The following is a 23834-nucleotide window of genomic DNA, read 5'->3' on the forward strand; positions in this document are numbered from 1 at the left end:
AGCCCTGGGCCGGTCGTCAACGCGGAGTAGTCGAGTTCGCCCATCTCTGTGACGAGATGACAGTCCGGGCGCCCGAATGTGTGCGCCGCCACAGCGCCGGACGGCCCAGCGGGCTGGTTCAGCCGGCCCCGCGGGCGCGCCGGGCCTGGATCAGGTCCTCGCGGGCGCGGGCGACGCGGGAGCGGACGGTGCCGACCGGGCAGCCGCAGACGTCGGCCGCTTCGGCGTAGGACAGCCCGAGCACCTGGGTCAGGACGAGCACCTCGCGCCGGTCCGGTTCCAGGCCGTCGAGCAGCAGGCGCAGTTCGACGAGCTCCTCGAAGCCGGCCGCGGGATCGGGGGTGCGCTCGGCGGCGGCTTCCCAGTCGGTGGCGGCGATCTTGGGCCGTGCGCCGGCGGCCCGGATCTGGTCGACGACGACGCGGCGCGCGATCGACAGCAGCCACGTCCGCGAAGACGAGCGGCCCGCGAAGCGGCGAAGGCTGCCGAAAGCGCGAAGGTAGGTCTCCTGCGTCAGGTCGTCGGCCGCGGCGGCGTCGGTGAGGTGGGCGAGGAAGCGCCAGACGTCGGCTTGGGTGGCGCGGACCCACTCCTCGAGAGCGCGCCGATCGCCCCGGCCGGCGGACAGGGCGAGGGCCGTGACGCGGTCGTCGTCCTCACGGTGGGTCATGATCCGGAAACATACAGCGGCGCGAAGCGCCTCCGTCGAGGGTGGTGGCGGGGAGGAAGGCGGAGTGGGCCGTGACGGGAACTTCGCGGATCCGCCGTCCGACTACTCGGCCATGAGGTGCGAGGAATGCCGTGAAGCCCTGTCGGCGCGGTTGGACGGCGAGGGGGAGCCGGCTTCGCCCGACGAGCACCTCGCGTCCTGCGCCGCGTGCCGGGAGTGGTTCGCCGGCGCGGAACGGCTGCGGCGCGCGATGCTGCTGCGCCCGGCCCCGCCGGTGCCGGACCTGACCGCGGCGATCCTCGAGCGCACGCCGGCTCCTTCCGGCGAGGGCTGGGGGTGGCGGATCGCGCTGGCCGTGGTGGCGATCGCCCAGCTCGGGCTGGCGTTCGCACAGCTGCTCGGGACCGCCCAACCGCACGACGGCGGCCACCTCGTCCACCTCGGCCACGAGAGCGGCGCGTGGAACCTGGCGGTGGGCATCGGGCTGCTGACCGCGGCCCTGCGCCCGAAGACGGCGGGCGGCCAGCTGCCCCTGCTGACCGGGTTCGTCGGAGTACTGCTGGGGCTGTCGGTGGGCGATCTGGCCACCGGTCAGGTCGCGGTGTCGCGGGTGGCGACGCACGTGCTCGTGGTGCTCGGCCTGGCGTTGCTCTACGCGGTGCACCGGGCCGACCGGCACCGGGGCACCCCGTTCCCGGTGGCCACGGCCGGCGACGGCACCACGACGTCGGGGTCCACTGTGGACGCTCCGGCGGCGGGACGGCCGCGTCCCCGCCCCTTCCGGAGGCAGGCCCACGGCCTGAGCACCCCGCGGGTCACTCGACCTGCTTCACCGCCCACTCCGCCCACTCGCGCTGCATGACCGAGAAGCGCTTGCCCCACTCCAGGACGAGCCGGCCGTACAGTGACTGGTTGTCCTCGCCCCAGTCGATCGTGGTTTCCAGCTCCTCGAGCCACCGCTCGCGCTCCCGCCCCGACTCCCCCATCCCCGCCAGGTAGCCGCGCGCCTGCTCCGGGGCGACCGAACCGAGGAAGTACACCCGCAGCAGGGCGGCACTGCGTGGCGGCCCGGTGGGTTCGGACTCGATCAGCCAGTGCCGCAGCTCCCCGAGCCCGGCTTTGGTGATCTCGTACTCCTTGCGCCCGCGCGGCCCCTCGGCGACGACGTGGATCATGCCCGCGGCCTCCAGCTTGCCGAGCTCCCCGTAAAGCTGGCTCTGCGTCGCCGGCCAGACGTTGGCCATCGCCCGCTCGAACCGTTTCAGCAGGTCGTAGCCGCTTCCCGGCTCGTCGGCCAGCATCCCCAGCACCGCGTGTCGAAGGCTCATACCGCCATGATGACATTCCACTATTGACATGTCCAACCGACACGTTCTAACTTCGACCTGTCAGAGTTGGAATGTCGGAGGGGAACTCGTCGTGAACTACCTGAAGAGCCTGCTGCCGTGGATCGCGTTCGCCGTGGTCGCGACCCAGTTCGACTGGCGCTGGTCGGGGCTGACCGGCCTGGCGATCTCCGCCGCGCTGCTCCTGCTCGCCCGCCGCGACGGCCGCACGGCCGACACGCTGATCATCGAATGGAGCGGGTTCGCCTTCTTCACCCTGCTCACCGCCGTCGCGTTCAGCTTCCCCGCGTCCCCGCTGAAGACCTACACCGGCGCGCTCACCGACGCGTGGCTGGCGCTCACCGCCTGGGGCTCGCTCGCCATCGGGAAGCCGTTCACCCTCGGCATCGCCCGCACGTCGACCCCGGAGGCGCTCTGGGACAACCCGATCTTCAAGCGGGTCAACGTGATCATCACGCTGGTGTGGGCGGCGAGCTTCACCGTCGGCGGGATCGCGGGCATCGCCCTGCTGAACTTCGCGCCGCACGCCACCTTCGCGCTGATCGCGCTCAAGGTCCTCTGCTTCGCCGTCCCGGTCGCCTTCACCATCCGCTACCCGCGCATCGTGCGCGCCCGCGCCCGGGAAGCCGCATGACCACCTCCGCCTTCCACCTCACCGGCGCCTACGCGCCCGTCCACGACGAGCTGACCGCGTTCGACCTCCCGGTCACCGGCGTCCTGCCGCCCGAGCTGACCGGCTGGTACCTGCGCAACGGCCCGAACCCGCGCGGGGACAGCAAGCACTGGTTCACCGGCGACGGCATGGTCCACGGCGTCCGCCTCGAGCGCGGCCGCGCCGCCTGGTACCGCAACCGCTGGGTGCGCACCGAGAGCTTCGCGGACCCGGATCTCAAGCTGTACGACGAAGACGGCACCCGGAACCTGCACAGCAGCGTCGCGAACACGCACGTGGTGAACCACGCCGGCCGCACGCTCGCGCTCGTCGAGTCGTCGCTGCCGTACGAGATCACGACGGACCTCGAAACCGTGGGCGTGTACGACTTCGGCGGCGAACTGGCCGACGCGATGACCGCGCACCCGAAGATCTGCCCGGTGACCGGGGAGCTGCACTTCTTCGGCTACGGCAGCATCACCGCCCCGCACGTGGGCTACTACCGCGCCGACGCGGCCGGGAAGCTCGTCGTCAAACAGCCGATCGACGTGCCCGGCCTGACGATGATGCACGACTTCGCGCTCACCGGGGAGCACGTCGTGTTCTACGACCTGCCGGTGGTGTTCGACCGGGCGTCGGTCGGCCGGGGCATGCCGTACCGCTGGGACCCCGGCTACGGCGCCCGGCTCGGCGTGCTGCGCCGCGACCGGCCCGAGGCCGGCGTCCGCTGGCTGGCGATCGAGCCTTGCTACGTCTTCCACACGCTCAACGCGTTCGACAGCGCGTGCGGCCGGATCGTCGTGCACGTCCTGCGCTACGACCACCAGTGGTGGGCCGGCCACGAGGACCCGCCGGCGTCGCTGTGGCGCTGGACGATCGACCTCGCGGCCGGCACGGTGACCGAGGACCGGCTCGACGACCGGCCGGGCGAGTTCCCCCGCATCGACGACCGGCTCACCGGGTCCGACGCGCGGTTCGGGCACGTCACCGGCCACGACGTCCTGCGCCGCCACGACCTGCACACGGACACGGCCACCGAGCACGTCTTCGCGCCGGGGCGCACCCCCGGCGAAGCGGTGTTCGTCCCCGCCGAGCAGGGCGAAGGCTGGCTGCTCACCTACGTCCACGACGCGGCGGAGGATCGCAGCGACCTCGTCGTGCTCGACGCCGGGAACCTCGCCGCGGCGCCCGTGGCGACCGTCCACCTCCCGCAGCGGGTGCCCGCGGGCTTCCACGGGAACTGGCTGCCGGACGCGTGAACGCTCAGGCGAACTTGGTCTTCGGGCGCTCCTGCCGGACGTCGTCGACGTAGACGTCCACCTTCTCGTCGAGAAACGCGACCAGCCCGGCGACGCGGGTGCTCTCGGGCAGCGGCGTCGGGTAGCTCCAGGCGAGGTCCTCGTGCCCGGCGACGTCGAAGTGGTCGGCGGCGCCCTTGTACGGGCAGTGCGTCACGACGTCGATCTTCTCCAGCAGGTCCATCCGGACGTCCACGCGGGGCAGGTAGTAGCGGGTCGGCAGGCCGGTCTCGAACAGCAGGTGCGGGCGGACGGTGTCGGCGACGGTGACGCCGTCGACCTCGATCCGGACGTGCCGCGAGCTCGGCAGGATGTCGACGCGGACGCCGGGGTCGCGCGGGTGCGTGAAGATCTGTTCGTCCTCTTCGAACCAGTCGAACGCGCCGAACTCGAAGCGGACGTGGCCGCGGAGCTCTTCGATCGGGGAATCCGGGTACTCCAGCGCGCCGTCCACCGCCTCGGCTCCGGCACCCTTTATCGTCGACAGAACAGCTTCTCCGCGGCTCGGCGAGTGCGCCGTCCGGCCGGAGGGGGTGAGAACACCGCTCACGACGTCCGCGCGCGGGATGTAGTACGTGGGGTAGTACGGAACTTCCCACACCAGGAGGGGGTGCACCGTGTCCGCGACGACCTGCCCGCCGAGGAACACCCGTACCCGCTTCGCGCCTTGTGCCACGCGGACCCGGCCGCGTCCCGGAGTGCTCATGTACCGGTCAACGGGCCGCGAAGGACGGGTATTCCGGCGGGCTCCGGGGCTGGACGGCTAGCGTGGCAGGCAGCACGAGGACGACAGGAAGCGGGCACGGGTGGCCGGCGTAGAAATCCCCACGGTCGGTACCCCCGCCGGGATGCGCAAGATCAACCAGCGGGCGGTGCTGGACCTGCTGCGCCGCGGCGGACCGGCGACCCGGCCGCAGGTGGCGAAGGACACCGGCCTGTCGAAGCCGACGGTCAGCCAGGCGCTGCTGGCGCTGGAGGCGGCCGGGCTGGCCCGGCCGACCGGGCAGACGTCCACCGGCACCGGGCGCTCGGCCGTGCTGTACGAAGCCGACCCCACCGCGGGGTACGTGCTGGGGGTCGACATCGGCCGCGAGCACCTGCGGGTCGCGGTGTCGGACCTCGGCCGGACGCTCGTGGCGCGCCGCGACGAGCGCAACACGGCACGGTCCGGCGCGGCTCTGGTGACGGCGGTCGGGAAGATCGCGGCCGCGGCGGTCGCGGAGGCCGGCCTCGCGGCGGGCGACATCGTTGTCCGCGTGGTCGGCTCCCCCGGCGTCGCCGATCCGGAGAAGCGGTGCTTCCGGCACGCGCCGAACCTGCCGGGCTGGGGCCGCCAGGGCCTGATCGACGACCTCGAAGCGGCGCTGGGCCCGGACCTGATGGTGGAGAACGACGCGAACCTCACCGCGGTCGGCGAGTGGGAGAGCGGCGCCGCGCGCGGGGCGTCGGTGTTCGGCTGCATCACGATCGGCACCGGCGTCGGCATGGGCCTGATGGTCGACGGCCGGGTGTTCCGCGGCGCGACCGGCGCGGCGGGCGAGATCGGCTACCTCCCGTACGGCCGCACGCGCGCGGCCGACGAGCCCGGCACCCCGCCCGCGCGCGGGCACCTCGAAGAGGCGACGGCGGCCCAGTCTGTCGTCCAGGGGGCCCGCGAACTCGGGCTGGGCACGGCGAAATCGGCCCGTGAGGTGTTCCGCCTGGCCCGCGAAGGCGACGAGCTGGCCCGCCAGGCACTGGCGGCGGAAGCCGACCGCCTGGCGTACACGGTGGCCTCGGTGGCGGCGGTGATCGACCCGGAGCTGATCGTCCTGGGCGGCGGCATGGGCGCGGCGGCGGACCTGCTGCTGGAACCGATCGACCGCGCCCTGCGCGCGTTCACGCCACTGGTGCCGAAGGTGGTCCAGGGTGAGCTGGGCGAGGACGCGGTGCTGACCGGCGCGATCAGCGTGGGCCTGCGGGCGGCCGAGGGGCTGGTGTTCGACCGCCGGGTGGGTGCCGCCTAAGCCGCCCGCCAGGCTTCGCCGCCCGTCGACAGCCGCCAGGGTGTCAGACGCAGCACCGTGATCTTCGGGTCGCGGTGGTCCTCGCCGCCGAGGATCTTCGGGTCGAAGCCGAGCGGTTCGGGCGTCGACGCGAACAGGTCCCACAGGTCCTTGCGCGTCTCCTCGTCGTCCTCGAACTCCGCGCGGCACTCCGCCACCGCCACCTCGTGCTGCGGATCCCAGTAGGAGCACGACACATACGGCGACGCCGCCAGGTGGGCGAGCTTCAACGGCGTCGGCCGGGTGAACAGCCGGCCGACCAGGCCCTCCGGGGTGCGCTCCCAGATCGGGTGGACGACCCGGGACCGCGGTCTCCCCCGCCGGTCGACCGTCACCAACGTGCACCACACGATCCGGTGCGCCACCCGCACGAACGCGTCCGCCAGTTCCGCCGGCACTCTGCTAGATTCCACAACCATGGTTGTGCATCCTAGCGCCCACACCCTCGACTTGTCACTGACCGCGCTCTTCGCGGGCTGGGCGATGACCGACGAGATCCAGCGGCGGCTCGCCGGGCAGGGCTTCGGCGAGCTCCGCTTCAACGACGGCGTCGTGATCCAGCACGTCCTGGCCGCACCGCTGTCCATCACCGCGCTGGCCGAGCGGATGGGCGTGACGCAGCAGGCGGCGTCGAAAGCGGTCGCCGACCTCGAACGCCGGGGACTGGTCCGCCGTGAGCCCGGCCCCGCCGACGCGCGCACGAAACTGCTGCACCTGACGGAACACGCGCTGGCCGCCGTCGAAGCGACGCGGGTGCTGCGGCGGGAACTCCAGGAGGAACTGATCGCGGAGCACGGCACCGAACGCGTCGACGACGCGCGGGCGCTGCTGGCGGCGGTCATCGGCCGCTTCGGCGGCGGTGACGCGATCCGCGCCCGCCGCGTCCGGCCGCCACGCTGATTACCTCCGGCGTAATCGACACCCCCGCCGGGAAGGCCGACGATCGGCGGCATGAGCGAAACCGCCGAGAACCGCAGGATCGTCGTCGACTGCCTGGAAAACCTGTTCGTGCACAAGGACTTCGACGCCGCGAAAGCGGCACTGCACCCCGATTTCGTCACCCACAGCCCGGGTCTGCCCTCCGGCCGCGAGGCGTTCGCCGACGCCGTGAAGAACTCGCCCCTGGCCGGCGCGACCGCGCGGATCCAGCACGTCGTCGCGGAGAACGACCTCGTCATGGTGCACCTGCACGTGGCAGGCACGGCCATCGTCGACGTCCTGCGCCTCGAGGACGGTCTCCTCGTCGAGCACTGGGACGTCAAGCAGCCCCTCAGCGCGTGATGGCGCAGGTCCCCGACGCCGTGGCCAGCAGCTTGCCCTCGGCGTCGCGGATCTCCCCCTCCGCGAAGGCGATCCGCGACCCCTCCTTCACCACGCGGCCCGTCGCCCGGATCTCGCCGCGGCCCGCGTGGATCGCGCGCAGGTAGCTCACCTTCAGCTCCACCGACGCGTACCCGACGCCGGCCGGCAGCGTCGTGTGGACCGCGCAACCGACCACCGAATCCAGCATCGTCGCCGCCACGCCGCCGTGGACCATGCCGATCGGGTTGTACAGCGACTCGTCCGGCTCGGCGACCGCGACGACCTCGCCGTGGCCGATGTGCTCCCAGCGCAGCCCGAAGTGCGCGGCGATCGGCGGGCCGGGGACGCGCCCCTCGGCGACGGCGGTCAGGTAGTCGAACCCGGACATGGTGGCACCGAGCCGGGCCGTCGCCAGGGGGTCCTGCCACGTGATGGTCTTCGAACGGGCCTGTGCGGCGACGTCGGTCATCCCGGCTCCTCGACTGCGACACTCGAAAACTATGACAACTGTCTTAACACCAGCGTCGCTCCCGGACCGGGTGGCGTCAAGCGCGGCGTGACCCAGACCACCCGTGGTCCGCCGGCACGACGGGTGGAATCATCCGGGGGTGAGCACCGACCGCAAGCTGATCGACCCGGAACGCGTCGCGGCGGCGGTCGACGGGCTCGGCGACCGCGCCGTCATCGACGAATGGGCCCGGCGCTTCTCCGTGGTCGCCGACCCGTCCCGGCTGGCCCTGCTGGTCTCCATCCACTACGCCCGCGAGATCAGCGTCACCGACCTCGCCGCGGCCACCGGCATGACCGACACCGCGGTGTCGCAGGCCCTGCGGCTGCTGCGGGCCCACGGCCTGGTCACGCCGCAGCGCGTCGGCCGGGTCGTCCGGTACCGGCTCGCCGACGCGACGGTGCACGAACTGATCCACCACGTACGCCCGCACCCCGAACAAGCTGAGACAACCGGGGCTTCGCCCCGAGCCGGGGGCTCCGCCACCCGGACCCCCGAACAACAGGTGGACCAGACCGAAGACCGGTAGCGTGCGGGCATGACGGGATTGCCCGAGACCATCACCGCCTGCCTGTTCGACCTCGACGGAGTATTGACCGGCACGGCGGTCCTCCACCGCGAGGCCTGGAAGCGGACATTCGACGAATTTCTCCGCGCCCGCGACGGCGCCGGGTTCGCGGAGTTCACCGACCACGACTACGCGGCCTTTGTGGACGGCCGCCCGCGCGCCGACGGCGTGCGGGAGTTCCTGCGGTCACGGGGGATCGAACTGCCCGAAGGCACCCCCGACGACCCGGTGGACGCCCCCACCGTCAACGGCGTCGGCAACCGCAAGAACGAACTGGTCCTCAAGATCATCGACGAGCGCGGCGTCAACCCGTACCCGGGCTCGGTGCGCTACCTCGAAGCGGCCAAGGCCGCCGGGCTGCGGATCGCCGTCGTGACGTCCTCCGCGAACGGCGCCAAGGTGCTCGACGGCGCCGACCTCAGCAAGTACGTCGAGGCCCGCATCGACGGCATCGTGATCCGCGAACGGCACCTGCGCGGCAAGCCCGCGCCGGACTCGTTCCTGGCCGGCGCCGAGGCGCTCGGCGTCGAGCCCGCGCACGCGGCCGTCTTCGAGGATGCCCAGTCCGGCGTCCAGGCGGGCAAAGCCGGCGGCTTCGGGTACGTAGTGGGCGTGAACCGCGCGGACCAAGCCGAAGAACTGCGGGCCCACGGGGCCGACATCGTCGTCGACGACCTCGCCGACCTGCTGGAGGACCGATGACCGAACCGCACGGCTACGAGTGCGCGCCCTGGGAACTGCGGTGGCGCGGCATGGACGTCGACGCCCTGCAGCGCACGGAATCGGCGTTCGCCGTGTCGAACGGCCACATCGGGCTGCGCGGCACCCTCGAGGAGGCCGAGCCGCGCGGGCTGCCCGGGACGTACCTCAACGGGTTCTACGAGCAGCACGAACTCCCCTACGCCGAGGCCGGCTACGGCTACCCCGAAGAGGGCCAGACCGTCGTCAACGTGACCGACGGCAAGATCATCCGGCTGCTCGTCGAGGACGAACCGCTCGACATGCGCTACGGCGCCGCCACCGCGCACGACCGGGTCCTCGACTTCCGCACGGGGACGCTCAGCCGGACCACCGAGTGGTCGTCGCCGACCGGGCGGCGGGTCCGCGTGCGCACCGAGCGGCTCGTGTCGTTCACCCAGCGCGCGATCGCCGCGATCCGGTACGAGGTCGAGCCGCTCGACGAGGACCTGCAGCTGGTGGTCCAGTCGGACCTGCTGGCCAACGAGCCGATCGAGTCCGACACGAGTGACCCGCGGGTGGCCGCCGCGCTGGAATCGCCGCTGGTCGGCGAGTTCCACCGCGCGTCGGACTACAACGCCGTGCTGGTGCACCAGACCCGCCGGTCGGGGCTGCGGATGGCCGCGGCGATGGACCACAAGATCGAGGTGGACGACGGGATCCGCGCCCGCATCCACAGCGAAGAGGACCTCGCGCGGCTCACCGTCGCCGTCGACGTGCCCAAGGGCGGGCGGCTGCGGATCACCAAGTTCCTCGCCTACGGCTGGTCCGCGCAGCGCTCGGTGCCCGCGCTGCGGTCCCAGGTCGAGGCGGCGCTGGCCGGCGCCCGCCAGACGGGCTGGAAGGGCCTGCTCACCGAGCAGCGCGAGTTCCTGGACGACTACTGGGCCACTTCGGACATCGAGATCGAGGGCGATCCCGAACTGCAGCAGGCCGTCCGCTTCGCCCTGTTCCACATCCTGCAGGCCGGGGCCCGCGGCGAGAGCCGCGCGATCGCCGGCAAGGGGCTGACCGGGCCGGGCTACGACGGGCACGCCTTCTGGGACACCGAATCCTTCGTCCTGCCGGTGCTCACCTACACCATCCCGGACGCGGCGCGCGACGCCCTCCGCTGGCGTCACTCCACAATGGACAAGGCGCGGGAACGCGCGCACCAGCTGGGGTTGCGCGGCGCGGCGTTCCCGTGGCGCTCGATCAACGGCGCCGAGTGCTCGGCGTACTGGCCGGCGGGCACGGCGGCCTTCCACGTCAGCGCGGACATCGCCGACGCCGTCCTGCGCTACCTCAACGCCACCGGCGACGAGCAGTTCGAGCGCGCCTACGGCACCGAGCTGCTGCTGGAAACCGCGCGGCTGTGGGCGTCACTGGGCCACCACGACCGGCACGGCGCGTTCCGCATCGACGGCGTCACCGGGCCGGACGAGTACTCGGCGGTGGCGGACAACAACGTCTACACGAACCTGATGGCGCGGCGGAACCTGCAGGCGGCGGCGCAGTCGTGCGAGCGGCACCCCGACGTGGCCGCGCGGTTCGGCGTCGACACCGTCGAGCTGGACTCGTGGCGCGCGGCCGCGGCGGCGATGTACCTGCCCTACGACGAAGAACTCGGCGTGCACCCGCAGTCGGAGGGGTTCCTCGACCACGACGAGTGGGACTACGAGCACACCGATGCGGCGCAGTACCCGCTGCTGCTGCACTTCCCGTACTTCGACCTGTACCGCAAGCAGGTCGTCAAGCAAGCGGACCTGGTGCTGGCGCTGCACCTGTGCGGCGACTCGTTCAGCGCGGAAGAGAAGGCACGCGACTTCGCCTACTACGAGGCGAGGACCGTGCGCGACTCCTCGCTGTCGGCGGGAACGCAGGCGGTGGTGGCGGCCGAGGTGGGGCACCTGGAGCTGGCCTACGACTACCTCGCCGAAGCCGCGCTGACCGACCTGCACGACGTGCACAACAACGTGCGCAACGGCCTGCACATGGCGTCGCTGGCCGGCGCGTGGCAGGGCGCCGTGGCCGGGTTCGGCGGCCTGCGCGACCACGGCGGGACGCTCGCCTTCGCGCCGCGGCTGCCCCCGCAGCTGGGGCGGATCACCTTCCGCCTGATGTTCCGCGGCACCCGGTTCCAGGTCGAGATCGACCCCGACCAGGCCACTTACCACGTCGTCGCCGGTGCGCCCCTGGAAGTCCTGCACCACGGGGAGCGCATCACGATCACCGCGAAGCCGCAGCAGTACGCCATCCCGAAGATCGACGCCGGCACGCCGCCGAAGCAGCCACCCGGCCGCGCCCCGATGCGGCGCGACTCGGAAGCGGTGCGTCAGTACGCGGAGCCGGCCAACCCCATCACCGAGGAAGGTCGCTAGCGGCTTCGCGTCCGGGTGGGGCCTGGACGTCCTCGGTCCCACCCGGGCTGACGTCCGGGTCCGGCGCGGTCGGCACGTCGTGCGTCAGCTTGCCGGGGGTCGGGAGCTTGGGGAGCTCTTCGTCTTCGTCGTCGCGGCCGTGGAGGCGCTGTTGCTCGCTCATGCTTTCCGGAATACCCGGTTTTCCCGGTGACGGCCAGCGAATCAGGCCGCGTGCATCCCCGCCGCCGCACGCGCCTTGTCCTGCAGGGTGAGCAGCAGGCCGTCGCGGGTCGACCAGGGGCAGATCGTCACCTTGCCGCCGGCGACCGTCAGCAGCGCTTCCGCGACGATCGCGCCGGCCAGGGCCTGGTGGGCGCGGTTGCGCGAGATACCGGGCAGTTCCGCCCGCCGCGACGGCGGCAGCGCGGCGAGCCGCGGGATCCACGCGCGGAGCTCGTCGAGCCGCAGCTCCTTGCACTTGCCCGGGCGGGCGCCGGCCAGCCGCGCGAGCTGCTGCAGCACCTTGGAGCAGCCGACGACCCGGGGATCGTCGACATCGGCGGCGCCGAGTGCGGTGGTCACGACGTCGAGGGCGTGCGCGCGCAGCGCCTTGACCTGCTTGTTCGACACGCGCTCGGACGGCAGCCAGTCCCGCGTCATCGAGCGGGCCCCGAGCGGCAGTGAACGCGCGAAGGTGGCCTTCTCGCCGGAGCCGGCGGCCAGTTCGACCGTCCCACCGCCGATGTCGAGCACGAGCATCGGCCCGGGCTCGTCGGCGTACCACCGGCGGGCGGCCAGGTAGGTCAGTTCGGCCTCGCGGCGGCCGGAGAGGAACCTCAGTTCGACACCGGTTTCGCCGGCGACGTGCCGGACGACGTCCGCCGCGTTGGCCGCGTCGCGGATCGAGGAGGTAGCCAGCGGGTAGACGTCGCTGACGCCGTGGCGGTAGGCGGTGGTCATGCCCGCCGCGACGGCGGCCGTGACGGCGTCGATGCCGCGCTCGGACAGGCGGCCGCGGACGTCGAGCTCGCGGTCCAGCCGCAGCCGCGTCTGGTGGTTGACCACGGGTGCACGGGGTGAGCCCGCCACCGGCACCACCACGAGCCGGGCGCTGAACGAACCGACGTCCAGCACGCCCACCGCGGGCTCAGCTCTTTTACGCACTGCTCGGCGCACCTCACTTCCGCCTGGTGAATATCCCCAGTTCGACGGCTCGAAACCAGTAATCATGTCCGATCTCACGCGTGGCTGCCGCGCATTTCCGCGAATGAGTCCCTCCGGGGGCGCATTCCTGACGCGAAGGTCACAGTGAGATAACCCGATCGAGTGAACCCCTGAGCAACCGGACACGATTCGGTAACGCCAGCGGCGGCGCTGCGATTAATCGGACATCGGAACCGGCGTGGAGCAGGGGAAAGAGATGCAACGGCCCGAGCAGTTCGTGCGGCCGGCCGCCGTCGTGCTCGCGGTCGTGGCCGGGCTCGGCTGCGTCCTCCTCGGCGTGACGTCGGTGCTCGCACCGGCGCCCGCGGCCGCCCCGGCCGCGGATCGCCCCGAAGCCGCCGGAGCCCCGCCCGCGGCGGTGCTGATCCCGGACCTGGGTCTGACGCTCGACCACGTGGTCGCCCTCGGCCACGTCGGCGGCCGCCGCGAGCAGCCGGGCACGGCATCGGGCGTGGGCTGGTTCGCCGACGGGCCGCCGCCGGGAGCACCCGGGGTGGCGGTGTTGTCGGCCCACGCGAGCTTCGGCTACTCGGCCGGCGCGTTCGCCCGGTTGGACAAGCTCCCGCCGAAAGCGGCGATCACGGTCCGCGACGCAAGGGGCCGCGAGTCCCGCTTCACGGTCCGCAGGACGGCGGTGTTCCCGGCGACCGAGCCGGACACGACGCTGGTGGCACCGGAGGGCGCGGGACCGGAGCTGCGGCTGATCACGAGCGACGGAACGTACGACAGCGCCGGTCTCGGCGGCACGCGGGTCGCGGTCTACGCAACCCCGGCTTAGCGGCAGGCGCGGCGGTCAGTGCGGCCGCAGGCCCCGGCTGCACGGCCACGGCTTTCCGGCAGCACAGCGCAAGCACCGCCCTCGACCCTCGGACGCGACCTTCCCGCAGCGCACCGCACCCGGGCCGACAGCCCCAGCGGCGAGCGGGCCGCGACCACCCGACCACCGACCTCACGGCCGCTGCCCTCCCGCAGCGCGCACCTCCCCCCGACCCAGCGGCGGCGCGTGGCCAGCCCAGCCCCTCAAACGCGCGAAAGCCACCTCGAGGACCTTGCCCCAAGGTGGCCACCGCGCGTCGGGCTCAGTCGATCAGCTCGCGCAGCTGGGACACCGCCGCCACGCGAGCCTCGCGGCCGGGCTGCAGGGGGTTCACCACCAGCGTGGTCGCGCCCGCCTCGGCGAAGGCCGCCAGGCGCTCCTTCACGTAGCCCGCCGGGCCGACCAGGGAAATCGCGCGCAGCAGCTCGGCCGGGACCGCCGCCGCCGCTTCTTCCTTCTTGCCGTCCAGGTACAGGTCCTGGATCAGCTTCGCCTCGGCCTCGTAGCCGTAGCGGCAGGCCAGGTCGTTGTAGAAGTTCTTGCCCCGGGCGCCCATCCCGCCGATGTACAGGGCCAGGACCGGGCGCACGTAGTCGAGCAAGGGCTCGACGTCGTCGCCGATGGCCAGGGCCACCGTGACGAACGTTTCCAGCTCGCCCAGTGCCGCGTCGCGCTTGGCCTTGCCCTCGGCCAGGGAGGCACCCCAGACGTCGGCGGCCTTCTCCGGGTGGAAGAAGATCGGCTGCCAGCCCTCGGCGATCTCGGCCGTCAGCGCGACGTTCTTCGGGCCGATCGAGGCCAGCAGCACCGGGATCCGCTCCCGCACCGGGTGGTTGATCAGCTTGAGCGGCTTGCCGAGCCCGGTGCCCTGCTCGGGCGGCAGCGGAATCGTGTAGTGCTTGCCCTCGTGCACCACGCGCTCGCGGCGCCACACCTGGCGGCAGACGTCGACGATCTCCCGCGTGCGGCCCAGCGGCGCGTCGTACTTCACGCCGTGGAACCCCTCGATGACCTGCGGGCCGGACGCCCCGAGCCCGAGGATGAACCGGCCGTCGGAGACGAAGTCGAGGCCGGCCGCGGTCATCGCGGTCAGCGTCGGCGTGCGGGTGTAGATCTGGAAGATGCCGGACGCCAGTTGGACACGCTCGGTCTTCGCGGCCAGGTAGCCGAGCTGGCTGACCGCGTCGAACGAGTACGCCTCCGGCACGAAGACGACGTCGAGGCCGGCCTTCTCCAGTTCGACGACGTCGGCGACGCTTTCGGCGAAGCCTCCGGAGTAGCTGATCCCGGTCCCGATCTTCATGACATCCTCCCGTGCTAAGCGTCCGCTTAGGCTAGCCGGGAACCACCGTACCCCGCACGTCGCCGAAGCCGATGCGCGCGCCGCGCGGGCCGGGCGCGGTCGCGCTGATCACCACTTCGTCGCCGTCCTCGAGGAACGTCCGCGTCACGCCGCCGGGCAGCTCCAGCGGCTCCTGGCCACCCCAGGACAGCTCCAGGAACGAGCCTCGCTGGTCACGCTCCGGGCCGGTCACCGTGCCCGAAGCGAAGAGGTCGCCGGTGCGCAGGCTCGCGCCGTTGACCGTCATGTGCGCCAGCTGCTGCGGGGCCGTCCAGTACTGCGTCGCGAACGGCGGGCTCGACACCAGGTGGCCGTTGAGGCGGACCTCCAGCGCCAGGTCCAGCCCCCACTTTTCGGAGGTCCGGAGGTATTCGAACGGCTCCGGGTCCTGCGGCGGGCCGTCGACGCGCGCGTGCTCCAGCGCGGCCAGCGGGACGATCCACGGCGACACCGACGTCGCGAACGACTTGCCGAGGAAGGGGCCCAGCGGCTGGTACTCCCAGGCCTGGATGTCGCGCGCCGACCAGTCGTTGACGAGGCAGACGCCGAACACGTGGTCCGCGAAGTCCGCTGTGGACACACTCGTGCCCACAGTGGACGGAGTGCCGACGACGAACCCGACCTCCGCCTCGATGTCCAGCCGTTGTGACGGGCCGAACGACGGGGCATCGGCGTTGCGGGGCTTGCGTTGCCCGTGCGGCCGGACGACCGGCGTGCCGGACGCCACGACCGTGCCCGCCCGGCCGTGGTAGCCGATCGGCAGGTGCTTCCAGTTGGGCGGGAGCTCGGTGGCGTCCGGGCGGAAGATCTTGCCGGCGTTGAGGGCGTGGTGCTCGCTGGAGTAGAAGTCGACGTAGTCGGCGACCTCGAACGCCAGGTGCGTGGTCACCTCGGCCAGGGGCACGAGGTGCGGCCGGAGCTGATCGGCGTAGCGGGCTTCGGTCAGCCACCCGGTGACGCTCTCGCGGACTTCGCGCCAGGTGGCGGCCCCGGCGGCGAGCAGCGGGTTGAGCACCCCGGAAGTGAGCAGCGGGGCGAACGCGGCGGCGGTCCCGGCGGCCGCGGCGGTCAGGTCGAGCACCTGATCGCCGACCGGCACGCCGATCCGCCGCTCGGGCGCGCCGCCGACGGAGAAGACGCCGTAGGGCAGGTTGTCCAGGCCGAACGGTGTGTCGTCGGCGAGTTCGAGCCAGGTCACGGTCACTCCTCGTCCCGGGCGGCCCGCGCCGCCACCCACTCGGCCACCACGTCCGCCAGGACCGGCAGCGGCAGGGTTCCGCTGCCCAGCACCGTGTCGTGGAACTCGCGGATGTCGAACGCCTCGCCCAGCGCCTGCTCGGCCTCGGCGCGCAGCCGCTCGATCTCCAGGCGGCCCACCATGTAGCTGAGCGCCTGGCCCGGGAGGCCCGCGTACCGGTCGATCTCCGCCTCGATCTCGATCCGGGCCATCGGCGTGTGTTCGACCAGGTAGTCGACCGCCTGCTGCCGGCTCCAGCCCAGCGCGTGCAGGCCCGTGTCCACCACCAGCCGCGCCGCGCGCATCGAATCCTGCGTCAGCAGGCCGAGCCTCGCCGTGTTGTCCGAGTACAGCCCCATCTCGTCCGCGAGCCGCTCGGCGTACAGCCCCCAGCCCTCCACGTACGAGTTGAACATGGCGATGCGGCGCAGCATCGGCACGCCGGTGAGCTGCTGGGCGAGCGTCAGCTGGAAGTGGTGGCCCGGCACGGCTTCGTGGAAGGCGACGGACTCGCTCAGCGTCCGCTGCCGCTGGTCCGCCTCGCGCGTGTTGGCGTAGTACGTGCCCGGCCGTGAACCGTCGAGCGACGGGTCGATGTAGTAGGCGATCGAGCCGCTTTCGGCCTCCGCGTCGGGCACCGGCGCGACCCGGCACCGCTGCTCCGGTACCCGCGAGAACCACTGGGGCGCCGCGGCTTCCGCTCGCCTGATCGTGGCGCGAGCGGACTCCAGCAGTTCGTCGCCGTCCCGCCAGCGCAGCGCCGGGTCCGTGCGGATCCGCTCGAAGATCTCCGCGAGCTCGGTCGTGCCGAAGAGCTCGGCGCCCAGCTCGCGGTATTCCCCCGCCAGCCGCTCGATGATCGCCAGGCCGGTGTCGTGCAGCTCCCGCGGCGTGCGCTCGGTCGTCGTCTCCGCCCGGATCAGCGCCGCGTAGCGCTCCGGCCCGCCCGGCAGGTCGCCGATCCCCGGCGACGTCTCGGGCCGGGCCGCCGGGACGACCTCGTCGGCCAGGAAGTCCCGGTACCGCCGGTAAGCGGGCCACACGACTTCGGCCAGCAGCCGGTCCCGCTCGGCTTCGAGGCCCCGAACGGGCACCTTCAGCGGGTCGTTCTCCGGGGCGGCGAGGTACCGCTCGACGTAGCCGACGCCGATGCGCGCCAAGAACGCCGGCGGCGCCAGGCCCTCGGCGAGCGCCGCCCGCTGCCGCTCGATCACCTGGTCCAGGTAGGTGCCGATGGCGGCGAGCCGGCTCAGGTAGCCGCGCACCTTGACGTCGTCGTCGAGGATCGTCTGCGGCAGCTCGGTGAGCAGGCTGAGGGCCGGTGCGTCCAGCCCGTCGCTCACCGCGATGTCCGCCCGCCCGGAGTCGAGCAGGTCGATCCGGGTGCGGGCCTGCCAGATCACGACGCCCCGGGTGACGCGGTCGGCCGGGGTCAGCCCGGCCGGGTCGATCGCCTCGGCGCGCGCGATCAGGCCGGCGAGCCCGGTGCGGAACCGGGCGGCGGCTTCGGCGGTCTGGTCGGCGAGCTTGTCGTGCGTCCCCGGCAGGCCGTACAGCGACGCGAACAGCGGCTGCGCCTCGAACATCAGCTCCAGGCACTCGTCGGCGAGCTTCTCCGGCGTGTCACGGCGCTGCGCCACCCACTCGCCGACCACGCCGGACAGCACCGGCAGCGGCAAGGTGCCGCTGCCCAGCACGACGTCGTGGAACTCGCGGATGTCGAACGCCGCGCCCAGCGCCTGCTCGGCCTCCGCGCGCAGCCGCTGGATCTCCAGCCGTCCCACCATGTAACCCAGCGCCTGGCCGGGATCGGCGGCGTACCGGTCGATCTCCGCCTCGATCTCCAGCCGGGCCATCGGCGTGTGCTCGGCCAGGTAGTCGACGGCCTGCTGCCGGCTCCACCCGAGCGCGTGCAGGCCCGTGTCGACGACCAGCCGGCCCGCCCGCATCGAGTCCTGGGTCAGCATGCCCAGCCGCGAGACGTCGTCGGAGTACAGGCCCATCTCGTCCGCCAGCCGCTCGGCGTAGAGCCCCCAGCCCTCGCCGTAGGCGTTGACGTGCACGATCCGGCGCAGCAGCGGCAGGCCGGTGAGGCCCTGGGCGAGGCACTGCTGGAAGTGGTGCCCCGGCACGGCTTCGTGGAACGCGATCGCCTCGCTGGTGAACCGCGGCCGCTTCTCCGCTTCGTGCGTGTTCGCGTAGTAGACGCCCGGGCGCGTGCCGTCGAGCGACGGCCGCAGGTAGTAGGCGATCGTGCCGCTCGCCGCATCGGCCGCCGGCACCGGCGCGACCTGGCACCTCTGCTCCGGCACCCGCGAGAACCACTGCCCGGCCACGGCTTCCGCGCGGGTGATGGCGGCCCGGGCCCCGGCCAGCAGCTCCTCGCCGTCCCGCCAGCGCAGCGCGGGGTCGGTCCGGATCCGGTCGAAGATCTCCCCGAGATCGGTGGTGCCGAACAGCTTCCCACCCAGCTCGCGGTACTCCCCGGCGAGCTTCTCGATCAGCGCCAGCCCGGTTTCGTGCAGTTCCTGCGCGGTGCGCTCGGTGGTCGTTTCGACGCGGATCAGCGCGGCGTACCGCTCCGGCCCGCCCGGCAGGGCACCGATGCCCGGCGATGTCTCGGGCCGGGCCACCGGCGCGACCTCGTCGGCCAGGAACGCGCGGTAACGCGCGTACGCGGGCCGGACCACCTCGGCGAGCAGGCGATCGCGCTCGGCCTCGAAGCCCTCGAGCGCATACGGCGGTGTCACCCGCAGCGGGTCGCTCTCCGGCGCGCCGAGGTAGCGGTCGACGTACTCGATGCCGATGCGCACCAGGAAGCCCGGCGGCACCAGCCCTGCGCCGACCGCCGCGCGCTGCCGGTCGATCAGCGCGTCGAGGTAGCCGCCCAGGCCCGCGAGCCGGCTCAGGTAGCCGCGGACCTTCGGCTCGTCGTCCAGGACCGTCTGCGGCAGGTAGAGCAGCAGCTGCAGTGCGGGCGCGCCGAGCCCGTCGCTGACCGAGATGTCGGCGCGGCCGGAATCCATCTCGTCGATGGCCGCTTTCGCCTGGGAGAACACGACTTCCAAGGTGACGCGCTCGTCCACGGGCAACCCGGTGGCGTCGAGGGCTTCGGCGCGCGCGGCGATCGCCGCGTACCCGGCTCGGAGCCGGGCCTGGGCTTCGGCACCCGGATCGGGCAGCTTGCCGTGGTCGCCGGGCAGGCCGAACACCGACGGGTACAGCGGCTGCCGTTCGAAGTGCAGCGCGACCAGCTCGTCGGCGAGCCGGCCGGGTGTGTCGAGCCGGCCGGCCACCCAGTCCGCGACCACCTTGGCCAGCGCGGACAGCGGCAGCATGCCGTGACCGAGCACGACCTCGTGGAACCCGCGGATGTCGAAGCGTTCGCCCAGCGCCTGCTCGGCTTCGGCGCGCAGCCGCTCGATCTCCAGCCGCCCCACCATGTAGCCGAGCGCCTGCGCGGGCCAGCCGATGTACCGGTCGATCTCCGCTTCGATCTCCAGCGGCGCCATCGGCGTGTGGTCGGTCAGGAAGTCGATCGCCTGTTGCCGGCTCCAGCCCAGCGCGTGCAGCCCGGTGTCGACGACCAGCCGGCCCGCCCGCATCGAGTCCTGCGTGAGCATGCCGAACCGCGAGACGTCGTCGGAGTACAGGCCCATCTCGTCGGCGAGCCGCTCGGCGTACAGGCCCCAGCCCTCGGCGTAGGCGTTGAACATGCCGATTCGCCGCAGCAGTGGCAGGTCACGCAGCTCCTGGGCCAGGCTGAGCTGGAAGTGGTGCCCCGGCACGGCTTCGTGGAACGCGATCGCCTCGCTGGTGAACCGCGGGCGCTTGTCCGCCTCGTAGGTGTTCGCGTAGTACGTGCCGGGCCGTGAACCATCGAGCGAGGGCTGGAGGTAGTACGCGATCGTGCCGCTCGCCGCGTCGGCCTCCGGTACCGGCGCGACCTCGCACTTCTCCGCCGGGATGCGGGAAAACCACTGCGGCGCCACGGCTTCGGCCCGCGCGATGGCGTCCCTGGCCGCGGACAGCAGCTCCTCGCCGTCGCGCCAGCGCAGCGCCGGATCGGTGCGCAGGTGCTCGAAGATCTCGCCGAGCTCGGTGGTGCCGAACACCTTCGCGCCGAGTTCGCGGTACTCGCCGGCGAGCTTCCCGATCAGCGCCAGCCCGGTTTCGTGCAGCTCCTGCGCCGTGCGCTCGGTGGTCGTCTCCGCGCGGATCAGCGCGGCGTACCGCTCGGCCCCACCCGGCACGTGGGAGATCCCGGGTGCGGTGTCGGGGCGCCCGGCGGGCTCGACCTCCGTGCGCAGGAAGTCCCGGTACCGCGCGTACGCCGGGTGGACCACCTCGGCGAGCAGCCTGTCCCGCTCGGTCTCGAAGCCCTCGACGGCCGCCGTCGTCCCCAGCTTCAGCGGGTCGGTGTCCGGCGCGGAGAGGTAGCGGTCGACGTACTCGACGCCGACGCGGGCCAGGTACGCCGGCGGCACCAGCCCTTCGGCCAGGCTCTCGCGCAGCCGCTCGGTCAGGTCGGCGAGGAACGGCTCGATCGCACCGAGCCGGGCCAGGTAGCCGCGCGCCTTCTTCTCGTCGTCCAGCTTGTAGTACGGCAGGGCCATCAGCAGCCCGAGCGCGGGCGAAGTGAGCCCATCGCTGACCGCGATGTCGGCGGTCCGCGCGCCGAGCCGGTCGGCCTCGACTTCGGCCGAGGCGATCACGACCTCGCGCGTCACCGCTTCTTCCGGCGTCAGGTCGCCGGTGGGGAGCGCCCGCGCGCGGGCGGCGAGATCCGTGTAGGCCGCCCGGAACCGGTCCTGGGCTGCCCGTGTCTGGTCGGCGAGCCGGTCGTGGTCACCGGGCAGGCCGAGGATCGACGGGTTCAGCGGCTCCTGCTCGAAGGACAGCTCGACGAGCTCGCTCGCCAGGCCGTCGACGGTGTCGCCGTGCCCGGCCACCCACTCGTCGACGACGGTGGCGAGCACCGAGAGCGGCAGCGGGCCGCCGGCCAGCACGAGGTCGTGGAACGCGCGGACGTCGAACCCCGAGCCGAGCCGCTGCTCGGCGCGGGTGCGGGCCCGCTGGATCTCCCGCCGCCCCACCAGGTACCCGAGCGCCTGGCCCGGCCACGCGATGTACCGGTCGACCTCGGACTCGACCTCGGCGCGCGACTCCGGCGTGTGCTCCAGCAGGTAGTCGATCGCCTGCTGCCGGCTCCACCCCAGCGCGTGCAGGCCGGTGTCGACGACCAGCCGGCCCGCTCGCAGCGAGTCGCCGGCCAGCATGCCGAGCCGGGCGATGTCGTCGGAGTAGAGCCCCATTTCGTCGGCGAGGCGCTCGCTGTAGAGCCCCCAGCCCTCGATGTAGGCGTTGAACATGCCGATGCGGCGCAGCAGCGGCAGCTCGGTGCGGCCCTGCGCGATGCTGAGCTGGAAGTGGTGGCCCGGCACGGCTTCGTGGAACGCGGTCGTTTCGGCCATGTGCCGGAGCCGCTCGGTGGCTTCGTGGGTGTTCGCGAAGTAGATCCCCGGCCGCGAACCGTCGGCGGCCGGGCGCAGGTAGTACGCCGCGGGCGCGCCGGGCGCGACCTCCGCCGGCACGGCTTCGACCGCGCACTGCTGCTCCGGGATCCGGCCGAACCACTTCGGGGCTTCCGCGGCCGCGCGGGCGACGGCGGTGCGGGCGGTCTCCAGCAGCTCCTCCGCACTGCGCCAGCGCAGCGCCGGGTCGGTGCGCAGGCGCGCGAAGATCTCGGCGAGGTCGTCGGTGCCGTACACCTTCAGCCCCAGCTCGCGGTACTCGGCGGCGAGCGCCTCGATGGTGTCGAGGCCGATCCGGTGCAGCTCTTCCGGGGTGAGCTCGGTGGTCGTGTGCAGCCGGGCCAGGCGGGTGTAGGTCTCGTCCCCGCCCGGCAGCCACGACAGGCCCGGCCGGTCCGCGGGCCGTCCGTGCGGCTTCACCTCGGTGGCCAGGAACTCGCGGTACCCGGCGAAGGCCGGGCGGACGACGTCGGCGAGCAGCTCTTCCCGCCGCCGCTCGAACTCCTCGTCCGGGGCGGGCTGGCGGCGCAGCGGGTCGGCGCCGGAATCGGCGAGGTAGCGGTCGAGGTGGGCGATCGCGGCGTCGACCAGGTGGGCCACCGGGAGCAGGCCGTCGGCGATGCCGTCGGCGTGCCGCCGCGCGGCCTGGCGCAAGTACTCGGGGATCGCGGCCAGCCGGCCGAGCTGGGCCTCCGCGGCCTCGCCCGCCGTCACCGTCGTCATCGGCAACGCCATGAGCAGGCCGGCCGCGATCCCGACGGAGAGGTCGGTGACGGTGAACTCGGTCATCCGGCTGTCGATCGCCGCGATGCGGTTCTCGGCCGTGGTGATCAGGACTTCGCGGGTGACGCGGTCCTCGGCCGGCAGGCCCTCGGTCCCCAGCGCGCGGGCCCGGCCGAGGAACTCCGTGAGCCGGGCCCGGAACGCCCGCTCGGCCTCGGCGGTCAGGTCCGCCAGACCGGGCGCCGCCGGACGCAGGCCCAGCAGCGCCGGCGTCAGCGGATCGGCGGCGAACAGCGCTTCGACGAACTCGTCGGCGAGTTCGGTGACCGCGGTCATGGCAGGACCCCCAGCTTCGGCTGATGTGCTCACGGCCGACCCTAACGGAGATCACCGACAGAAACGGTGGACCGTTCGCCGGGGGCGGACCGCCTCGGGCAACGCGGACCGGCCAGGCGGTAGCGTTTCCGATGTGGCCGTGACCGATCCCGTGGATGCCCGCCTGCTCGCCGCGCTCGCCGACCTCGGCAAGGCGGCGGTGCACGAGCTGGCGGCCAAGGTCGGCATGGATCCCCGCGAGGTCGCCTACCGGCTGGTCGCCCTCTCCGGCAGCGGGCTCCCCCTGCTCGTCGGCGTCGAAAGCGACCCGAACGGCCTGCGCGCGGCCATCGCCGGCGCCCCGCCGTCGTGGGCGAACCGGCCGCAGGTCCCCCCGCCTTCGCAGCCCGTACCGCACCAGCCCGCCCCGCCGATGCCCCCGCCCGTCCAGGGGACGCCTTCGGGGCCGTACACCGTCCAGGGCGCCCCTTCCGGGCCGTACACCGTGCAAGGCGCGCCTTCGGGGCCCTACACCGTCCAGGGCACGCCGTCCGGGCCGCACCAGGTCCAGGGGACGCCGTCCGGGCGCTACCCCGGCCCGCCACCGCAGCAGCCGCCGCGCCCGCCCCGGCCGTTCACGCCGCCGCCGGTGCCGCTCGACCCGGCCGTGAGCACGTGGGGCGTGCCGCAGACGGCGTCCTGGGCCCGCGGCGACGAACCCGCCCGGCCGAGCGGGCCCGCCGCCGGCAAGCGGGGCCGGCTCGGCGAGGTCATGGAGACCCAGGGCCTGGAGGGCGAGCAGCTGTCGGTGCAGCTGCTGGAAGTCCAGGACCCGGCCGACTACCTGTTCAGCGCGGCCGGGTACCGCCTGGAAGCCGGTGAGCGTGCGGTGGTGGTGCACACCGAGATCACCAACCGCGGGCCGATCCCGTTCGCGTCGCTGCCGGACAACTACCTCGAGCTGCTCGCCGCCGACGGCCAGGCGATCGGCAAGGCCCCGGTGTCGCTGACGTCCCGGCCCCCGCACAAGATCGGCGTCAAACCGGGCGAAACGCTGGGCGGCCACACGGTGTACGTCCTCCCGGACGCCACCCGCGTGGTTTCGGTCCGCTGGAGCCCGCGGCCGGAGCCGGACGAGCGCACCATCACCTGGTCGATCGAGGATTGAGGCTT

General features: G+C 72.8%; 20 protein-coding genes and 1 pseudogene. 11 read left to right on the forward strand and 10 right to left on the reverse strand.

Translation table 11 applies throughout. The features are described 5' to 3' along the window. Positions 1-118: 118 nt before the first annotated feature. Positions 119-670 carry a sigma-70 family RNA polymerase sigma factor gene (locus AB0F52_RS27870; protein ID WP_360177123.1) on the reverse strand — a complete coding sequence of 184 codons (552 nt, stop codon included), beginning with the start codon at positions 668-670 and terminating at the stop codon, positions 119-121. A 64-nt stretch (positions 671-734) separates the two neighbouring features. Between AB0F52_RS27870 and AB0F52_RS27875 the strand changes: the two genes are divergently transcribed. Beyond that, positions 735-1532: a hypothetical protein gene (locus tag AB0F52_RS27875; RefSeq protein ID WP_360177126.1), complete on the forward strand. Its 798-nt coding sequence runs from the start codon at positions 735-737 to the stop codon at positions 1530-1532. Here AB0F52_RS27875 and AB0F52_RS27880 read toward each other — a convergent pair. Continuing rightward, positions 1486-1998 carry a helix-turn-helix transcriptional regulator gene (locus AB0F52_RS27880; protein WP_360177129.1) on the reverse strand — a complete coding sequence of 171 codons (513 nt, stop codon included), beginning with the start codon at positions 1996-1998 and terminating at the stop codon, positions 1486-1488. The genes AB0F52_RS27875 and AB0F52_RS27880 overlap by 47 nt on opposite strands. Positions 1999-2089: 91 nt before the next feature. Here AB0F52_RS27880 and AB0F52_RS27885 point away from each other — a divergent pair, with 91 nt between their 5' ends. Then, the gene (locus tag AB0F52_RS27885) at positions 2090-2650 is read left to right on the forward strand and encodes a hypothetical protein (RefSeq protein ID WP_360177132.1); all 561 of its coding nucleotides are present in this window, start codon (positions 2090-2092) and stop codon (positions 2648-2650) included. After that, entirely contained in the window at positions 2647-3927 is a 1281-nt protein-coding gene (locus AB0F52_RS27890) for a carotenoid oxygenase family protein (protein WP_360177135.1), read from the forward strand. The genes AB0F52_RS27885 and AB0F52_RS27890 overlap by 4 nt, the downstream gene beginning before the upstream one ends. 4 nt (positions 3928-3931) lie before the next feature. On the opposite strand, the gene AB0F52_RS27895 is transcribed toward AB0F52_RS27890, so the two are convergent. Further along, the gene (locus AB0F52_RS27895; protein WP_360177138.1) at positions 3932-4672 is read right to left on the reverse strand and encodes a DUF427 domain-containing protein; all 741 of its coding nucleotides are present in this window, start codon (positions 4670-4672) and stop codon (positions 3932-3934) included. Between the two features lie 100 nt (positions 4673-4772). Between AB0F52_RS27895 and AB0F52_RS27900 the strand changes: the two genes are divergently transcribed. After that, positions 4773-5972 (forward strand): ROK family protein, encoded by a 1200-nt coding sequence (locus AB0F52_RS27900; RefSeq protein WP_360177141.1) that lies wholly within the window; start codon positions 4773-4775, stop codon positions 5970-5972. Here AB0F52_RS27900 and AB0F52_RS27905 read toward each other — a convergent pair. Continuing rightward, positions 5969-6430, reverse strand: a complete 462-nt coding sequence (locus tag AB0F52_RS27905; protein WP_360177144.1) for a pyridoxamine 5'-phosphate oxidase family protein — start codon at positions 6428-6430, stop codon at positions 5969-5971. The two genes, AB0F52_RS27900 and AB0F52_RS27905, sit on opposite strands and share 4 nt — an antisense overlap. Here AB0F52_RS27905 and AB0F52_RS27910 point away from each other — a divergent pair. Beyond that, positions 6429-6911, forward strand: coding sequence for a MarR family transcriptional regulator (locus AB0F52_RS27910; RefSeq protein ID WP_360177147.1), 483 nt, complete (start codon positions 6429-6431; stop codon positions 6909-6911). The genes AB0F52_RS27905 and AB0F52_RS27910 overlap by 2 nt on opposite strands. Before the next feature lie 51 nt (positions 6912-6962). Beyond that, positions 6963-7292, forward strand: coding sequence for a nuclear transport factor 2 family protein (locus AB0F52_RS27915; protein WP_360177150.1), 330 nt, complete (start codon positions 6963-6965; stop codon positions 7290-7292). Here AB0F52_RS27915 and AB0F52_RS27920 read toward each other — a convergent pair. Further along, positions 7282-7782: a PaaI family thioesterase gene (locus tag AB0F52_RS27920; protein ID WP_360177153.1), complete on the reverse strand. Its 501-nt coding sequence runs from the start codon at positions 7780-7782 to the stop codon at positions 7282-7284. The genes AB0F52_RS27915 and AB0F52_RS27920 overlap by 11 nt on opposite strands. Before the next feature lie 139 nt (positions 7783-7921). On the opposite strand from AB0F52_RS27920, the pseudogene AB0F52_RS27925 reads away from it, so the two are divergent. From AB0F52_RS27925 to AB0F52_RS27935, 3 genes and pseudogenes are all read left to right on the forward strand, one after another. Continuing rightward, a pseudogene (locus tag AB0F52_RS27925) lies at positions 7922-8260 on the forward strand (metalloregulator ArsR/SmtB family transcription factor); the annotation flags it as partial. A 99-nt stretch (positions 8261-8359) separates the two neighbouring features. Continuing rightward, positions 8360-9091 carry a beta-phosphoglucomutase family hydrolase gene (locus AB0F52_RS27930; RefSeq protein WP_360177156.1) on the forward strand — a complete coding sequence of 244 codons (732 nt, stop codon included), beginning with the start codon at positions 8360-8362 and terminating at the stop codon, positions 9089-9091. Then, the gene (locus AB0F52_RS27935) at positions 9088-11487 is read left to right on the forward strand and encodes a glycosyl hydrolase family 65 protein (protein ID WP_360177159.1); all 2400 of its coding nucleotides are present in this window, start codon (positions 9088-9090) and stop codon (positions 11485-11487) included. Before AB0F52_RS27930 ends, AB0F52_RS27935 begins: the two co-directional genes overlap by 4 nt. On the opposite strand, the gene AB0F52_RS27940 is transcribed toward AB0F52_RS27935, so the two are convergent. Then, on the reverse strand, positions 11468-11650 hold the full coding sequence (locus AB0F52_RS27940) for a hypothetical protein (RefSeq protein ID WP_014466904.1): 183 nt from the start codon (positions 11648-11650) through the stop codon (positions 11468-11470). The two genes, AB0F52_RS27935 and AB0F52_RS27940, sit on opposite strands and share 20 nt — an antisense overlap. Before the next feature lie 41 nt (positions 11651-11691). Beyond that, a complete protein-coding gene (locus AB0F52_RS27945; protein WP_360177162.1) occupies positions 11692-12633 on the reverse strand; it encodes an exopolyphosphatase in 942 nt (313 codons plus the stop codon). Positions 12634-12871: 238 nt separating this feature from the next. Here AB0F52_RS27945 and AB0F52_RS27950 point away from each other — a divergent pair, with 238 nt between their 5' ends. Next, positions 12872-13471, forward strand: coding sequence for a class F sortase (locus AB0F52_RS27950; RefSeq protein WP_360177165.1), 600 nt, complete (start codon positions 12872-12874; stop codon positions 13469-13471). A gap of 301 nt (positions 13472-13772) precedes the next feature. Here the strand turns inward: AB0F52_RS27950 and AB0F52_RS27955 are convergent, their stop codons facing one another. Genes AB0F52_RS27955 through AB0F52_RS27965 form a run of 3 tightly spaced genes read right to left on the reverse strand, consistent with a single transcriptional unit; the run spans position 13773 to position 22682 of the window. After that, positions 13773-14813 (reverse strand): LLM class F420-dependent oxidoreductase, encoded by a 1041-nt coding sequence (locus AB0F52_RS27955; RefSeq protein ID WP_360177168.1) that lies wholly within the window; start codon positions 14811-14813, stop codon positions 13773-13775. A gap of 31 nt (positions 14814-14844) precedes the next feature. Beyond that, positions 14845-16056, reverse strand: a complete 1212-nt coding sequence (fahA, locus tag AB0F52_RS27960; protein ID WP_360177171.1) for a fumarylacetoacetase — start codon at positions 16054-16056, stop codon at positions 14845-14847. Further along, the gene (locus AB0F52_RS27965) at positions 16053-22682 is read right to left on the reverse strand and encodes a DUF885 domain-containing protein (protein ID WP_360177174.1); all 6630 of its coding nucleotides are present in this window, start codon (positions 22680-22682) and stop codon (positions 16053-16055) included. The genes fahA and AB0F52_RS27965 overlap by 4 nt, the downstream gene beginning before the upstream one ends. Positions 22683-22815: 133 nt before the next feature. Between AB0F52_RS27965 and AB0F52_RS27970 the strand changes: the two genes are divergently transcribed. Further along, complete coding sequence (locus AB0F52_RS27970; protein WP_360177177.1) at positions 22816-23829, forward strand: AsnC family protein; 1014 nt, start codon at positions 22816-22818, stop codon at positions 23827-23829. Positions 23830-23834: the final 5 nt, after the last annotated feature.

Source organism: Amycolatopsis sp. NPDC024027, from assembly GCF_040638975.1.
Lineage (GTDB): Bacteria > Actinomycetota > Actinomycetes > Mycobacteriales > Pseudonocardiaceae > Amycolatopsis.

Bases quoted from the DNA above. Each gene is read 5' to 3' on its own strand.
- AB0F52_RS27870 (WP_360177123.1), bottom strand. From the start codon at position 670: ATGACCCACCGTGAGGACGACGACCGCGTCACGGCCCTCGCCCTGTCC.
- AB0F52_RS27880 (WP_360177129.1), bottom strand. From the start codon at position 1,998: ATGAGCCTTCGACACGCGGTGCTGGGGATGCTGGCCGACGAGCCGGGA.
- AB0F52_RS27890 (WP_360177135.1), top strand. From the start codon at position 2,647: ATGACCACCTCCGCCTTCCACCTCACCGGCGCCTACGCGCCCGTCCAC.
- AB0F52_RS27895 (WP_360177138.1), bottom strand. From the start codon at position 4,672: ATGAGCACTCCGGGACGCGGCCGGGTCCGCGTGGCACAAGGCGCGAAG.
- AB0F52_RS27910 (WP_360177147.1), top strand. From the start codon at position 6,429: ATGGTTGTGCATCCTAGCGCCCACACCCTCGACTTGTCACTGACCGCG.
- AB0F52_RS27905 (WP_360177144.1), bottom strand. From the start codon at position 6,430: ATGGTTGTGGAATCTAGCAGAGTGCCGGCGGAACTGGCGGACGCGTTC.
- AB0F52_RS27915 (WP_360177150.1), top strand. From the start codon at position 6,963: ATGAGCGAAACCGCCGAGAACCGCAGGATCGTCGTCGACTGCCTGGAA.
- AB0F52_RS27920 (WP_360177153.1), bottom strand. From the start codon at position 7,782: ATGACCGACGTCGCCGCACAGGCCCGTTCGAAGACCATCACGTGGCAG.
- AB0F52_RS27930 (WP_360177156.1), top strand. From the start codon at position 8,360: ATGACGGGATTGCCCGAGACCATCACCGCCTGCCTGTTCGACCTCGAC.
- AB0F52_RS27935 (WP_360177159.1), top strand. From the start codon at position 9,088: ATGACCGAACCGCACGGCTACGAGTGCGCGCCCTGGGAACTGCGGTGG.
- AB0F52_RS27940 (WP_014466904.1), bottom strand. From the start codon at position 11,650: ATGAGCGAGCAACAGCGCCTCCACGGCCGCGACGACGAAGACGAAGAG.
- AB0F52_RS27955 (WP_360177168.1), bottom strand. From the start codon at position 14,813: ATGAAGATCGGGACCGGGATCAGCTACTCCGGAGGCTTCGCCGAAAGC.
- AB0F52_RS27965 (WP_360177174.1), bottom strand. From the start codon at position 22,682: ATGACCGCGGTCACCGAACTCGCCGACGAGTTCGTCGAAGCGCTGTTC.